General features: G+C 62.4%; 15 protein-coding genes. 14 read left to right on the top strand and 1 reads right to left on the bottom strand.

Annotation, left to right across the window (positions count from 1 at the left end; all coding sequences use genetic code 11):
• Positions 1-28 precede the first annotated feature (28 nt).
• The 14 genes from ACSFA8_RS20630 to ACSFA8_RS20565 all read left to right on the top strand — a co-directional run bounded on the left by ACSFA8_RS20630 (position 29) and on the right by ACSFA8_RS20565 (position 12645).
• Positions 29-679, top strand: coding sequence for a phage tail protein (locus tag ACSFA8_RS20630; protein WP_435481344.1), 651 nt, complete (start codon positions 29-31; stop codon positions 677-679).
• On the top strand, positions 679-990 hold the full coding sequence (locus ACSFA8_RS20625; protein ID WP_435481343.1) for a phage tail assembly chaperone: 312 nt from the start codon (positions 679-681) through the stop codon (positions 988-990). The genes ACSFA8_RS20630 and ACSFA8_RS20625 overlap by 1 nt, the downstream gene beginning before the upstream one ends.
• A 77-nt stretch (positions 991-1067) precedes the next feature.
• On the top strand, positions 1068-1328 hold the full coding sequence (locus ACSFA8_RS20620; RefSeq protein WP_435481503.1) for a DUF1799 domain-containing protein: 261 nt from the start codon (positions 1068-1070) through the stop codon (positions 1326-1328).
• On the top strand, positions 1321-4173 hold the full coding sequence (locus tag ACSFA8_RS20615; protein ID WP_435481342.1) for a phage tail tape measure C-terminal domain-containing protein: 2853 nt from the start codon (positions 1321-1323) through the stop codon (positions 4171-4173). The genes ACSFA8_RS20620 and ACSFA8_RS20615 overlap by 8 nt, the downstream gene beginning before the upstream one ends.
• On the top strand, positions 4170-4763 hold the full coding sequence (locus ACSFA8_RS20610) for a DUF2460 domain-containing protein (protein WP_435481341.1): 594 nt from the start codon (positions 4170-4172) through the stop codon (positions 4761-4763). Before ACSFA8_RS20615 ends, ACSFA8_RS20610 begins: the two co-directional genes overlap by 4 nt.
• The gene (locus ACSFA8_RS20605) at positions 4760-5719 is read left to right on the top strand and encodes a DUF2163 domain-containing protein (RefSeq protein ID WP_435481340.1); all 960 of its coding nucleotides are present in this window, start codon (positions 4760-4762) and stop codon (positions 5717-5719) included. Before ACSFA8_RS20610 ends, ACSFA8_RS20605 begins: the two co-directional genes overlap by 4 nt.
• A complete protein-coding gene (locus tag ACSFA8_RS20600) occupies positions 5716-6183 on the top strand; it encodes an NlpC/P60 family protein (protein WP_435481339.1) in 468 nt (155 codons plus the stop codon). The genes ACSFA8_RS20605 and ACSFA8_RS20600 overlap by 4 nt, the downstream gene beginning before the upstream one ends.
• On the top strand, positions 6183-9230 hold the full coding sequence (locus ACSFA8_RS20595) for a phage tail protein (protein ID WP_435481338.1): 3048 nt from the start codon (positions 6183-6185) through the stop codon (positions 9228-9230). Before ACSFA8_RS20600 ends, ACSFA8_RS20595 begins: the two co-directional genes overlap by 1 nt.
• On the top strand, positions 9227-10021 hold the full coding sequence (locus ACSFA8_RS20590) for a DUF2793 domain-containing protein (protein WP_435481337.1): 795 nt from the start codon (positions 9227-9229) through the stop codon (positions 10019-10021). Before ACSFA8_RS20595 ends, ACSFA8_RS20590 begins: the two co-directional genes overlap by 4 nt.
• Positions 10018-10728 (top strand): LamG-like jellyroll fold domain-containing protein, encoded by a 711-nt coding sequence (locus tag ACSFA8_RS20585; protein ID WP_435481336.1) that lies wholly within the window; start codon positions 10018-10020, stop codon positions 10726-10728. Before ACSFA8_RS20590 ends, ACSFA8_RS20585 begins: the two co-directional genes overlap by 4 nt.
• A gap of 100 nt (positions 10729-10828) precedes the next feature.
• Positions 10829-11332, top strand: a complete 504-nt coding sequence (locus ACSFA8_RS20580) for a hypothetical protein (protein ID WP_435481335.1) — start codon at positions 10829-10831, stop codon at positions 11330-11332.
• Positions 11316-11807 (top strand): hypothetical protein, encoded by a 492-nt coding sequence (locus ACSFA8_RS20575; protein WP_435481334.1) that lies wholly within the window; start codon positions 11316-11318, stop codon positions 11805-11807. Before ACSFA8_RS20580 ends, ACSFA8_RS20575 begins: the two co-directional genes overlap by 17 nt.
• The gene (locus ACSFA8_RS20570) at positions 11804-12286 is read left to right on the top strand and encodes a glycoside hydrolase family 24 protein (protein WP_435481333.1); all 483 of its coding nucleotides are present in this window, start codon (positions 11804-11806) and stop codon (positions 12284-12286) included. The genes ACSFA8_RS20575 and ACSFA8_RS20570 overlap by 4 nt, the downstream gene beginning before the upstream one ends.
• On the top strand, positions 12283-12645 hold the full coding sequence (locus ACSFA8_RS20565) for a hypothetical protein (protein WP_435481332.1): 363 nt from the start codon (positions 12283-12285) through the stop codon (positions 12643-12645). The genes ACSFA8_RS20570 and ACSFA8_RS20565 overlap by 4 nt, the downstream gene beginning before the upstream one ends.
• Positions 12646-13117: 472 nt before the next feature.
• Here ACSFA8_RS20565 and ACSFA8_RS20560 read toward each other — a convergent pair whose 3' ends face one another.
• A complete protein-coding gene (locus ACSFA8_RS20560; protein ID WP_435481331.1) occupies positions 13118-14062 on the bottom strand; it encodes a tyrosine-type recombinase/integrase in 945 nt (314 codons plus the stop codon).
• Positions 14063-14100 lie beyond the last annotated feature (38 nt).

Here is a 14100-nt window from a genome sequence, read left to right as displayed (position 1 = left end):
CTTTTTTTCGTTCTCCGAAAGGCTCATCATGGCAATTTCCCTCCCCAATGGCGCCCTTATCGCCATCGCTTCCGGCTACGGCGTCTCCAAGGCTGTGTCGGCCATCACCAACGCCAACCCCGGCGTCGCAACGCTGGAAGCCGCGCACGGCGTTGCGACCGGCGACATCATGGAAGTCACCAGCGGCTGGTCGCGCCTGACCGAGAAAATCGTCAAGGCTGGCACTGTCGCGACGAACGACGTTCCGCTCCTGGGCATCGACACGAGCCTGACTAGCATCTACCCGATCGGCGGCGGCGTGGGTACGGTTCGCGAGATCACCGGCTGGACGCAGCTCGCCCAGATCCTCGGCTCCAGCTCGCAAGGTGGCGAACAGCAGTTCCTCGAATACCAATTGCTTGAAGCGGACGCACAGAAGCGCATCCCGACCGTGAAGTCTGCGGGTGGCTTGACCCTGCAAGTCGCGGACGATCCGACGCTGGCCGGCTACATCCTGGCCTCTGTCGCCAACGATGACCGCCTGCCGCGCGCCGTGCGCGTCACGCTGCCGAGCGGCGCGACGATCTTCTACAACGCCTACATCTCGCTCAACAAGACGCCAACGCTCACTGTGAACGAGATCATGGCCGTCGAAGTGACGCTGTCATTCCTGTCTGAACCAGTTCGGTACGCCGCGTAATGGCGAAGTTCGCACTGAAGGCCAGCCCGACCTTCGCCGCCAAGGTCGGCTTTCCGACCGCTGGCGGCGAGACGGTCGATGTGCTGGTCACGTTCAAGCACCGGACGAAGAAGGCGCTCTCCGAGTTCATCGAGTGGCGCCAGGGCAAGGGTGACGACGAGATCTTTGCCGAGATGGTCGTCGGCTGGAGCCTGGACGACGAATTCAACAAGGAAAACGTTTCCATGCTGCTGGAGAACCACATCGGCGTGGCGCTCGCGGTCTACCGCGCCTACCTCGAAGAACTGACGCAGAGCAAGCTAAAAAACTGAGGGCGGTCGCACGCGCTTTCTACACGCCCGACCCTGAGCCGCCTACGCCCGAAGAGGCTGCCTATTTCGGGTTGACCGTGGAGGAGGCGTGCGACCGCGCCCCCACGGAAGTCTGGCCGGACAACTGGCAGGCGCTGATCGTCTTCACGACGATGTCCACCCAGTGGCGGGGCAGCAATGGCCCGACCGGGTTCGACTACGGCGTGCTGCCTGAGATCTGGCGGCGCACCAAGACACCCATCGACACGCGAGACGAGGTTTTCGATTGCCTTCAGGTGATGGAACTCGCCGCGCTGGAACAAATGCGCTCGAAACCGAAAGCACAAATACATGGCTGATGTAATCGGACGCGGAGTAATCGAAGTCTCTGCCGACGCTACCAAGCTGAAGGCGGTGGTCTATGACGCAAAGCGCTCCATCAAGAGCCTTGGCAAGGACATCGGCGACTCGATGGGCACGGCGTCGGCACGCGCGTCGCGGTCGATCGACAACTACGTAAAGAAGCTCCAGACTGCAGCCGCGACCAACGGCAAGTCCGCTCGCGAAACCGAACTCTATTCGCTGGCGCTGCGCGGTGCGTCCAAAGCGCAACTAGACGCCGCTGATTCGGCTCTAAAGCTGTCCGAAGGCTACGAGCGTGGAATCGAGATGGGCAACCGTCTTCGCGTCGGCTTCATCGCACTGGCCGCTGCTGCTGGTGCTGCCTTGGTCGCTACCGCGGCAGGCGCAAACGCTCTCATCGGGCAAGTCGGCAAATACCAAGACCTAGCCGAGAAGATCGGCGACACCGCCGTCAACATCTCCTCGCTCAAGACCGCATCGGATGTCGCCGGCACGTCCATCGACACCATCGCTGCGGCGTCGGTCAAACTGACCTCCGCACTCTCCAAGACAGACGACGAATCCAAACTTGTCGGCGATGCCATCAGCGGCCTCGGCCTAGACTTCCAGAAGTTCAAGGCGCTGTCTCCCGTCGAGCAACTTCAGGCCGTCGCTCGCGCGATGGATGGTTTTGCGGATGGTTCCGAGAAGACCGCCTATGCTGTCGCTCTCTTCGGCAAGTCCGGCGCCGAACTCCTTAGCTTTCTCAAGGAGTACGCGGTAGAAGGCACGAACGCTGCCTATGTGACCGACCAGCAAGCCAAGGCTGCCGACGACTTCAGCGACGCCCAGGCTCGCCTTCAATCTCAAGTTCAGCAGTTCCTGCAGGTTGCCGCAGTCGATGCGATTCCGATCCTGAACGACATCACCGACCTTCTGAAGTCGATCGCTAAGGAAGAGGACGGCACCAGCGCGGCGACAGACATCCTGAAGGGTGCTCTGGGTGGCGCCGTCACGGTGTTTCAGGCGATCACGGTGGTTGCCTCCGACGTCATCTTCACGTTCAAGGCGGTCGGCCGCGAGATCGGCGCCATTGCCGCGCAACTGGTCGCTCTTGCATCGCTGGACTTCGCCGGCTTCAGCGCCATCAGCGACGCGGTCAAGGACGACGCGGTCAAGGCGCGCTCCGAACTCGACAAGTTTCAAGCGCGTGTGATGGCGATCGGTCAACAGTCGTCCAAGTTCGTAGACCCTCGCATCCTCGGCAGCACGGGCACCATCGCCGAGCAGGCGGCGGCGCTTCGTCCGAAACTCAACATCGGCCGCCTGAGCCAAGACAAGACGGCCAAGGGTGGGAAGGGAAAGGTTGACAACAGCGCCGCCCAAGAGGCCAAGGCTCAACTCGCCTTCGACCTGGAAGAGATCCGCAAAGCCCAAGAGGCTCTTTCGAACACCATCTCGAACGGCGAAAAGATCCTGCAGGCAGAACGCTCTGCCAACCTAGTCAGCGAAGCCGAGTACTACGCGAAAAAGCGTTCGTTCATCCAGGAGAACGACCGCGTCGAACAGGCCGCCGCTGAGAAACAGATCGAACGCCTGCAGCAAGAGAAACTGACCGGCAAGGAAAAGATCGACAACGACCGCAAGATTCTCGACGCACAGGCGAAGCTCGCCAAGCTGCGCGAGAACTCCGCCGCGGCCCTGAAGGTTCTGGCGATCCAAGAGGCAGACGCGCTCGACCAAATTCGTATTAAGTACGAACAGGCCGCCGCCGCTGCGCAGTCCTACGTCGACACCATCTCGAAGCAGAACGCGCGCGACCTGGACGGGCTTGGCAAGGGAAACCTACGCCGCGAGCAAGACAGTCGGCGCAATCAGCGCGAAGACCAATTGCAGGGCCGGCGTGACTCGCTCGACCAACAGCGACGCGCTGGGCAGATCACGTCGGAGGAGTTTGACCAGTACCTGCAGCTTGAAAAGGACGCGCACGATCGCGCCCTGGCATCCGACAAAGACTACTGGGAAAAGAAGCTCGAGCTGCAAAAGGACTGGACCTTCGGGGCGAGCGAGGCTCTGTCGAACTACTACGACGAAGCCCAGAACAAGGCCAAGCACTTCGAGGAGACCGTGACGAACGGCCTCAAGGGGCTGGAGGATCAGTTCACCAACCTATTCACGGGAAAGAAGTTCGATGCAAAGTCCTTGCTAGAGGGCATCCAAGGCGACCTGGCGCGCGGCTTTGTCAAAGAGAACATCACGGGGCCGCTGTCTGGCTTCCTGAAAGACTCGCTTGGAGGCGATGTCGGGGGTCTCCTGGGTAGTCTGCTCGGAGGCGGCAAGAAGAAGGGTACAGATGGCGCGCTGTCGACCAGCGCCTCCGCGAGCACTTCGGCGCTCGATAAGTTGACTATCGCTGCTTCCAACGCGGCGTTGGCGCTGAGCAATACCGTGGCAGGGGAGGGTGGAAGCTCGGGCGGCGGCGGATTGTTTGGAATGCTCGGTGGCCTCTTTGGCGGCACCGGGGCTGAAACATCGCTTGCGAACTCAATGTCTGGCGACTCGTTGGACAACCTTTTTAAGTTGACCGGCAATTTCGCGGGCAGGGCCATCGGCGGACCTGTAGCCGCCAATGGAATCTATGAAGTCGGCGAGCGCGGCCCGGAGATGCTGAACGTCGGAAATCGAAATCTGTTGCTCATGGGTTCCCAGGGTGGCAACGTGACGCCGATCTCGGAAGGCAAGAGCAGGCGCGGGGATACCTACATCAGCGTTCCAGTCAGCGGCCAGGTCGATCGCAGGACTCGCCTCCAGATCGCAGGCGATGTCAGCGCCGAGATCCGTCGCGCAGGGCGGTACGCATGACCTTCATTGACGCGCAACTCAACCGGCGGGTGAATGTCGGTTTTCGCGGCGGACCATCCTGGAACACGCTCGTGAAGGAAATGGCGAACGGAAAGAACCGGCGCCGGCAGGACTGGGCGCTTCCGCACCACAAGTACACGGCCGACTGGACGTTACTCAACCCGATCGACCAGAACGACGTTCTAGCGGCATTCATCGCCTGTCGCGGGCAGCTGCACTCGTTTCGGTTCAAGGACTGGAATGACTTTCGGGCCACGAGCCAGACCATGGCGGTCGGCGACGGCACCAGCACCGCCCGCCAGCTCACCAAGACCTACACCTTCGGCTCGACGTCATTCGTCCGCACGATCACGCTCCCTATCGCCAGCACGGTCGTGATCACTGCCAACGGCACGCCGATTGCCGTTACCACGGATCCGCTGACCGGCCTTGCCACGCCGGCCGCGCCCTGGCCCTCTGGCCAGGTCATCAAGTCTTCGTTCGAATTCGATGTCCGCGTGCGCTTCGCTGCCGACTTCATTCCGTTCGACCGGGACACCGTGATCTCGGCGGCCGTCAGCATCGACCTGGTCGAGGACTTCGTCGTATGAGGGACGTTCCTGTGGCGCTGCAGGCGCACCTCGATGGCGGTGTTTGCACCACCGCGTTCCTCGTTCGCATCGAGCCCGTCACGGCTGGGTATTCGGCCTTCGGCATCACCAGCCTCGATCGGGACGTGGTGTACGACGACGGCGATGGCGAGATCACCTACCTGTCGGCGATCGGCATGGTTCCTTCTGCGATCGCCAGCGCATCTGACATGAGCGTCGACAACTCGACCGCCGAGCATCTGATCCCGGAGTTCGACATTCCATTCAGCGACGCCGAGCTCACTGCCGGCATCCTCGACTTCGCCTGGTACTCGCGCTACCTCGTCAACTACGAAGATCTGACCATGGGCCACGTCGTGGTCGAGCACGGCCAATGCGGAGAGATGCGAAACCTTCAGGGCATGACGTTCACCTCGGAAATGACCTCCCTGTCGAAGCTTCTCAAGCAGTCGATCGTCGAGAAGGATTCCTTGACCTGCCGCGCCACCTTCGGCAGCAAGCCGATCGGCACGCCAGACGCAGACATCGTGGAGCGCTTTCCCTGCGGCAAGGACTACACCTGGGTCGACGGCGAAGTTCTCACGGTGGGCGCGGAGTCGAACCGCACCTTCACTGCGTCGATCTCCGGAGCGACCGGCACCTACACGCCTGGCATGGTGAAGTGGGTCGAAGGCGCGAACGCCGGCCGGCAGTCTGAAGTCGAGGAGTTCACGGCTGGCGCAACGGTCGACCTGGCTTTTGAAACCATGTTTCCTATCCAGGTGGGCGACACCTTCCAGATCCGCCGTGACTGCACGAAGTGGGTGGAAGGCGACAACGGCTGCAAGGACCACTTCGGCGAGCCGGAGTGGAAGCTCCACTACCGCGGCGAGCCCTACATCCCGGTGGCCGATGCAGACCAGATCAACACGCCTGGCGCCACGGTTGGCGCAGGGCTCGGTGGAAGCACGACATGAGCCGCCTCGTAGCCCGCGCCCGCACGCACATCGGCGTGCCCTACCGCCACCTTGGGCGCACCGCGCAGCATCTCGACTGCGCCGGTCTGCCGTGGCTCAGCTATGCGGAAGAGGGGGTCGCGCTGCCCGATCTCAAGAAATACGGAAGAACGCCGTTCGACGATGGCCTCATGCGTGCGGTGGAAGACGCGCTGGGCGCGCCTGTGTGGGTGGGTTCGGTTGGCCGGGTCGTCTCGCGCGCCTTGCTCCAGGTCGGCGACGTCGTCGCAATGCGATTTGTCAAGGAGCCGCACCACCTGGCCATCGTCGGAGACGACGCTTGGCACGGGCTTTCGCTCATTCATGCAGACGGTACCCCGCAGGCCGGCCCGCATGGCCGCATGCTGCCAGGCAAGGTGGTTGAGCACGGGTTGACCGATCACTTCCTGGCGATGATCGCCGCGGTCTTCCGGAGGCCTTTGTAATGGGTCGCTCTGCATGGGGCATCGTCGGCGGCGTCGTAGGTGCGTTCTTCGGGGCGCCGCAGCTCGGCTACATGGTCGGCAACGTGGTCGGCGGCATTGCCGAAGGGCCAACGCGCGTCCAGGGCCCGCGGATCGGCGAGACGGGCGCCCAGACATCCGCGGAGGGCGCTCCTCGAGGGATCGTGTACGGCACGGTCGATGTGACCGGGAACGTCATGGCGTGCGGGCCGCTGATCAAGGCGGACGTAGAAACGGAGCAGGGCAAGGGTGGCGGCACGATCACATCGACGGAGCACTGCTACCGCACCTTTGCCATCCGCATCTGCGAAGGCCCCATCGGGGGCGTGACGCGGATCTGGGAAGACGAAAAGCTCGTCTACGACGTGCGGCCTGGCTCGCTGATGATCGCGGAGTCGCAGCAATGGCTGTTCGGATCTGGCATCTACCTGGGTACCGAAGACCAGCTGCCCGACTTCTTCCTTGACTACAACATCCCGGTTCCGGGTGGGCATCCGGCGTACCGCGGCACCGCGTACATGGTGCGGGTCTTCGTTGACCTGACCGACCGCCGCGGCTCGATTCCTCAGTATCGATTCGAGGTTGCCGGTTCTACAACTGCGACGGAAGTCATTGGCCCGCTGATCGTCAATGACTGGACAACCGGTCGGCCTGAGCATCTGCAGGGGGATACTCTATTCCGTCTCACTTCTGGTATTGATGACGGGTACACCAGTTTCACCGAGGCCGCAGCAGCACAGGTGGCGGCGAACATCGGAAGCACACCAAGCGCATCCGATGCCACTACCTTCATTGCGTTCGACACCAATACGAACGATACATGCAATGTGTTCGACGGCGGAGCGACGATCGCTGACAACCCACAGATAGTTGTATATCGACTCGCCGCGCGGGAGCCGGACGTGTGGCTTCAGGACTTCGCAGATTACGGGTCTTTCGTTTGCGGCATGTTCGCTAACGAGGGGACAGTTGTCGATGACGGCCTTCTGTATGGCATGGATCCTGGAGGCGCATCCGACATTGTCCTTTCGAAGCTCGTTCACTATGAGTCGTCGCCCACCGGGCCCTATTCCTACTTTTTCAACAACTGCACGAACTATCCAACGATCGGCGGCAATTTTCCACAGGCCAGGGGAACGCCAAACCTGAAGCTGTGGGTGACGCGCATCCCGTCGCCGCCGGTGGGGTTCGAAACAGTCGTCGGCACTGCCAAGCAGCTGTGCGCCGTGGAGTATCGAGACGGCGTGCTGTTCCAGAACGCGCTTGGCCCCGTGCTTCTCCCGGGTGACTCCAACTACGACGATTCAGCCTTCTGGGAGGATGCGCGCGACGCCGCGGTGCTCGAGGGGACCATGGATCCCGACGTTGTGGTCTACCCCGTTGTGGTTTCTTCATATGCCTCTGGCACGTCGACGCTCGCGGGTCTTCCTGTGTCGCTCGGCATCATCGTTTCCGACCTTCATGACCGCTGTAGCGTGCCGGCCAGCAAGTACGACGTGTCCGATCTCTCTGACATGGTCGCCGGCCTTCTGCTCGCCGGCGACTACACGGGCGCCGACGCGATCAACACGCTGAGGGTTCCCTACTTCTTCGACAAGAGCGAACACGACAAGAAGCTGTGGTATCCCAAGCGAGGCGCTGCCGTCGTCACCACGCTCACCATCGACGACCTGGTCGAGGAGCCCGACGACTCCCTGCGACAACAGGCGATCGAATATCCGAAGAAGTCGCACCTGTTCTACAAGCACGCGGCGAGCGGGTACAAAGTGCCCAAGGCCACCAGCACGCGCAGCAGCCCGGACGCGCGCGTGGTGGGTGAGATCAGCGTTCAGGTCCCTGTGGTGCTGAACGAGGACCAGGCCGCACAGATGGCTGCGAAGCTGCACAAGGTCGCATGGGCCGAGGCCGATGGCGAGGTCACTCTGTCCGTGCCGGAGAGCTTCATCAAGTACACGCCATCCGACCCGATCGGCCTGTCGCTTCGTGGGCGGGTCAACCGTCTGCGCATCGAGTCGGCAGAGCATGCGGACGGCGTCATCTCGTGGAAGCTGCGACGCGACCGCCAAAGCGCGTACACCTCGAGCCGCACGGGCGTTCCGATCCCCGACCCAACGCCGCCACCGCCGACCATCGTGGGGCAGACCGCGTTCGCGTTCATGGACATCGGCAGCCGGGCGGATTCGGAAGATGACCTGCACTACCTGGTGGCCGGCTCCGGCGGCATGCCGGCATGGTATGGCTGGACGCTTCAGCGCAGTCTTGATGCGGGGGCGAACTACACCAAGGTCGCCAGTAGCAACACCGCGGCAGTCATGGGCTCGCTGCTGGACGCGATTACCGTCGCTTCGGAGTTCTACACCGACACGACCAACGTGGTGCGCGTGCAGCTGTACCGCGACACGCAGACGATCGACAGCCTCACGGATGCGCAGTTCCTGTCCGAAGGCGGGGCCTTCGCGCTCGCCAAGCCTGACGGCTCCTATGAGGTCATGCAGTACCTTGATGCGACCGACGAGGGCGACGGCATCTTCGCGCTGACGATGCTGCACCGGGGGCAGCTGAACTCGGGCTCGAGCTCGCATTCGGTTGGGGCCATATTCGTGATGCTCAGCCGCGCACAGCACATCCCGGCGCAATCGGGGTGGATCGGGCAGAACCTGACGCACCGCCCCCTGAGCTTCGACCAGTTGCCCGAAGACGCCACCCCGCAGACCAACACCTACTTCGGCCGGTCGCAGCTGGAGTGGACCGTCGCCTCGTTGTCGCTCGCGCGGGATGTGTCGGACATCGTTGCCGGGTCCTGGGCGCCGCGGCATCGCTTCGGCACGGATGACGCTCCAGTCGCCTCGACCAACTTCCAGGGCTACCGCATCGCTCTGGATGACGGCGTGCTGCCGGTAGTCACGTTCGACTCGGCGACGGCGAGCTTCGCCTACGACGCCTCTGCACTCGGCGCGCCTCTCACGGTGCGCGTCTCTGCCCTCAACCGGATCACGGGCGCAGGTCCGGCGACTTCAGGATCAATATGAGCACTCCCATCCTTCCCTTCGCCGTCTGGGCCTCTGGCACCAACCAGAACAGCATCCCGGCCAACGACAACTCCTTGCGCCACCAGATCCTGAACGGCCTTCTCCTGAGCAAGGCAACCACCGCGCAGCCTGGTAGCCCGACCGATGGGGATATCTACATCATCCCGGCCGCGGCAACGGGTGCGCAGTGGGCGACGTTCGACGAAGACGACATCGCGATTTTCATGGGCGGGACGTGGTATGCCTTCGCGCCGAGCGAGGGCGTTGTCGTCAACTTCGATGGGTCGCAAGAGCAATGGACGACGGCCAGCGGGTGGGCGGCGGTGGGCGGCGCGGGCTCGGTGGCCGCCGAAGACGTCACCTACGACAACGCGACCAGCGGCCTCGTGGCCACCGACGTGCAGGCAGCGGTTGATGAGCTCGCCGGCTTGAGCGGAGCGACGAAGTTCGTGAACATCGCTCTGTCGGACATGTCGACGGATCTCACGACCGGAACGGCCAAGGCGCAATGGTTCGCCCCTGAAGATGGCGACCTGGCTTCGGTCTATATCGGCGTGCACGACCCATCTTCTTCTGGCGTGGTACGCGTCGACATGAACGACTCGGGCGGGTCTGTTTTCACCACCAGGCCGGCAATCGATGCGACCGAGGCGACCAGCATCACGGGAACTGCTGCAGTGCTAGATGGGACCGTTTCCTTTTCCCGCGGCGACAAATTCACCTTTGACATAGATGACGCTGGAACCGACGCCAAGGGCTTGCAAGTCTGTGTGGAGTACACGCCGACATGAGCATGCTCATCGATGCCTACCGCTTCGGCGGCGCTCCAGGGGGGGCGGATTTCTACAGCCTCGTCATGGCTGAAGGGCCGGTTAACTATTGGCGAAACGCCGAAGCAAGCGGTACGGTGATGGTGGATGAGGTCGCGGCGAGCGGCAATTACAGCGGGACAGTTTCGCTGGGAAACGCTGCGCTGTATCCAGGTTCAGGCGCTCTGACAACAGCGGGTGGAAACTTTGCCGGCGGAACCTGGGGCCAGTCTTCCTCATTTCCTGCGTCTTTGACCGCGATGACGCTTATCACCATTATTCGCCCCACGGACCTTACTGGAGTGAGGCTGATCGGTGTTCAGCGCGATCAAGACCTTGGGGGGCGGAAATATCAATGGCGATCTAACGGCGCTGCGATGGAGTTCGTCAAGATCGTCGGAGGGGTTACAACCCTTTCGCAGGCGTCCATGCTGGCGATCAACACGACCTACTTGCTTGCGTTCGAAGTTGACGCAGCAGGCAACTACGCGATGTACCGGGACGGGGTTTCCGTACAGACGGGGACGATGGCCGGCACTGATTACGGTGGCGCTGGCGATGTCTACAGAATTGGATTTGCCGCTGGCCCGGTCGCTACTTTGGAGGGCAGGACCTGCGAGAACGTTGTATTCGACAAGGTGCTTGGCCCAACTGTCCACGCAGACCTATTCGCGGCCACCGGCCTCTAACCCCACAAGAGATCCCGATGAAAACCATCTACACCTTCATCCTGAACTGGATCATTGCCAAGTGGAAGCGCCTGCGCGAGCGATCGACCGGAGGCAAGACATGAGCCACTTCGTTGCCAACCTGCGCCACTACATCCTGCGCGCGCGAAGCATCCCGCTGGACCAGGACAAGTCGGAGGTTCGGATCTACGCAGCGTTGCTGACCGCCGTTGCCGGGTACTTCTTAGTCGCCGAGCCAATCTTCGTGCTGCTCACGGTTCCTCAGTCTCCACTGTTCAAAGTGGCGGCCCTCGCACCTTCAATCTGGTGCGTCATCGTCGCGTTCCTGATCTGCCTTCTGTGCATGGTGCCTCACCTCTTGGCTTTGATCTTCAGACCTTCCAGTCTCAGCACCACATGGCCTCGCGGCATAGCGGCGCGCGCAGCATTCGGCGCGGCCGTGACGTGGCTCTACCTCGGCAATCTGGCGATGCCCATGGATCTCGGCGCCATCGAGTGGGCCTACTTCTTCCGCGCCTTCTGTTCGCTGATGCTTTCCTTCAGCTACGGCTTTTCGGTAAACGCCCAAATGGGTAGAGAGAAACTTCATGCAACGAACGACTAGCTGCCTCCTGGTCGCGTGGCTGCTTTGCTACAGCGCATTGAGCTACGCGGCCTCTACGCTGGTAGATGACGTCGCTCAATACGACTGGGCATCGCTCCTGTGCGCTCTGGCTGCAGGGCTGCTCGGCGGTGCCGGACGGACGATCCTCACGCTCGTCGGCGAGAAGGAGATCGTTGGCAACATCCGCCTCGTGCTGATGAAGGATCTGGTGGTCGCGATGATAGGGGGCGGCTTCGCCTATATCGCCATCCAGGGATACAACAGCGTCGCAGGCGCCGTGACCATTGTCTCGCTCCCGGCGATCGCTCGAGACTTCCGAATCCTTGTCATCGTCGTGGCTGGCGCCTCCCGTGGCCGCTGGCTCGGCGTGGTCGACCGCTTCGCCACTGATGCCATCGCCAACGCCCGCCAGAAGATGCGCGGCGGCGCGGCCGAGGATCCGCCGTCCATCACGGCGCCACTGGAGAGCAAATGATGAACGAGAACCGCAAAGCCTTCCTCGACATGCTCGGCGTGTCGGAGGGCACCAGCACCAGCTCGATCACACAGAACAACGGCTATGACGTGATCGTGACCGGCGTCGATGGCCCAGAGATCTTCACCGACTACAGCGAGCACCCCTTCGCCAGTGGTCGCAAGCCCAAGCAGATCAACAGCAAGGGCCTGTACTCGACCGCTTCGGGCCGCTACCAGTTCATGAAGGTGCATTGGCCGCACTACCGCGACATCCTGAACCTGCCCGACTTCGGCCCCGAGTCGCAAGATCTGTGGGCAATCCAGTTGATTCGCGAGCGTGCTGCGTTGCCGCTGATCGATGGCGGCCGGTTTGATGAGGCTGTGGCACGCGTGCGCAATCTGTGGGCGTCTCTGCCGGGCGCCGGCTACGGTCAGCACGAGAACGACTTGGCGAAGCTGCGCGCGGTCTACCTGACGGCTGGCGGGAGGCTCGCATGAATCCGTGGCTCCTGCTAGGCGCGCTCGCCTTTTCCGTTTTCACCGGGGTCACGGGCTACGTTCGCGGCCAGTCTGCCGGCGCTGATCGTGTCATTGCAAAGCAGGTAGCCGTAGACCAAGCCATTCGAGATACACGCGCTGCGGCGCAACAAGGGGCCGCAGATGCCATCGCTCAAATCAAGGTCACCAACACCACAGTTCGCGGCAAGACCGAAACCATCGTTCGCGAGAATGTTGTGTACCGGGATTGCAGGCATGCTCCTGACAGCGTGCGCGCCATCAATGCCGCTCTCACGGGAGACACAGCCGAGCCCGCTGGTGGTGGCAAGCTGCCCGCGCCTGAGCCCGTTAAGCGATGACACTTTCGGCGCAACTACGCTGAAACTCGTGGAGATCGCCGGGCAATACCGCGAATGCCGCGAGGCCGCTCTCGCCGGTCAGGTGCCGCAATGATCGCCCGCCTCTGCGTGATATTCGGCAACGTCCTGCTGGTGATCGGGATACTGCTCGGCATCGTGATCGTCGGGTCGCTGGCGTTCGTGCGGTAGCGGTGGCGTGCTCTCCGCGGGAGGCGTTTACCTGAGGCTGTCAGGCGGGGACGCTGCGCCGCAATTCCGGCTTCGTGTGGGCGACCTCACGCAAGCTATCGAACGAACCCCGGCAGCGGCGCAAGCACAGCCCGCATGCGTGTGACGTAGCCTTGTTGTGCCCGGTAAACCAATCCCACCCAGCACGCTCAGCGGCCTGCAATGAAGGAACGGTTGTCTTGCAGAAAATGCACTGGATTGTCATTTCATTCTCCATATCAGGTAGGGGGAGGGGAGTCAGGCCTTAGATTCGCGCGGCAATCTGCTCGGCAGTCTCGCGGTAATAGCTTTCCATGAGCGTCTTCATGTTCTTGTGCCGGCTGATGCGGGCCAGCGTCATGACATCCATTCGCCGCGACAACCAAGTCAGCGCGCTTGCCCTGGCGTCGTGGAACGTCAGCCCGTCTATCAGCAACTCGTCAGTCAGGTCGGAGAACGTCGCACTGGCGATGTCCGGCTGGATCGTGAAAGCCGGGTACTTTGCCAATAGAGCCGCGCCCTTGCGCGGGAGCGGAACCTTGACGGGCGCGGACGCTTTCCCGCTGCCCTTGTCCCGATCGAGTACCGCCACCTTGCCGACCAGCCGGGCGCGCAGGATCTCGTTCAGCCGCATGCTCGTGTGCAGAGCGATGTGGAAAGCCCTGATGGTCTCCACCTCGCGCTCGTTCCGGTTCTCGGCGCGCAGCACCCGCTTGATCAACTGCCATGTCCAGACCTGATGCCGGGCCGCGTTGTGCGCCGGCATCCGCACGCCCTTGCATGGATTGACGGCCACCACCTTCCACTCTTCCACGGCCACGCGGAACAGGCAGCGCAAGACGCTGAACTGACGGATGACCGTGGAGCCGCTGACCTCCTTCAGCCGAGCGTCCCGCCACTCCCCAAGCTTTACGCTCGTGAACGCCACCAGCGGCGTGTGCTCGCCGAAGTACAGCGCCATCTCGTCCAGCCTGCGTTCTTCCCACTCCGCGGCCCCAGGCGCCTTCTCTTTGGCCGCTGTCGAGAGATACTTGGTGATCGCCCGACCGAAGGTCATCCCGCCCGAACCCTTGGCCGCATCCAGATCCAGTTCGGCATCCCTGGCCCACTTCTGAGCCTCCCGCTTCGTCTCGAAAACCTTGCTGGTTCGGGCTCCATGCTTCTGAACCTCGGCCCTCCATCCGTTGCGGAACTTCCTGATGTAGGCCATGTGTGCGGGATTCGTGTGCGGGAACTGTGCGGGGAGCT

The sequence above is a fragment of the Variovorax nitratireducens genome (assembly GCF_051216545.1).
Taxonomy (GTDB): domain Bacteria; phylum Pseudomonadota; class Gammaproteobacteria; order Burkholderiales; family Burkholderiaceae_C; genus Variovorax.
The sequence above is the reverse complement of the archived record's forward strand: the minus strand, read 5'-3'. Positions and strand labels throughout refer to the sequence as shown.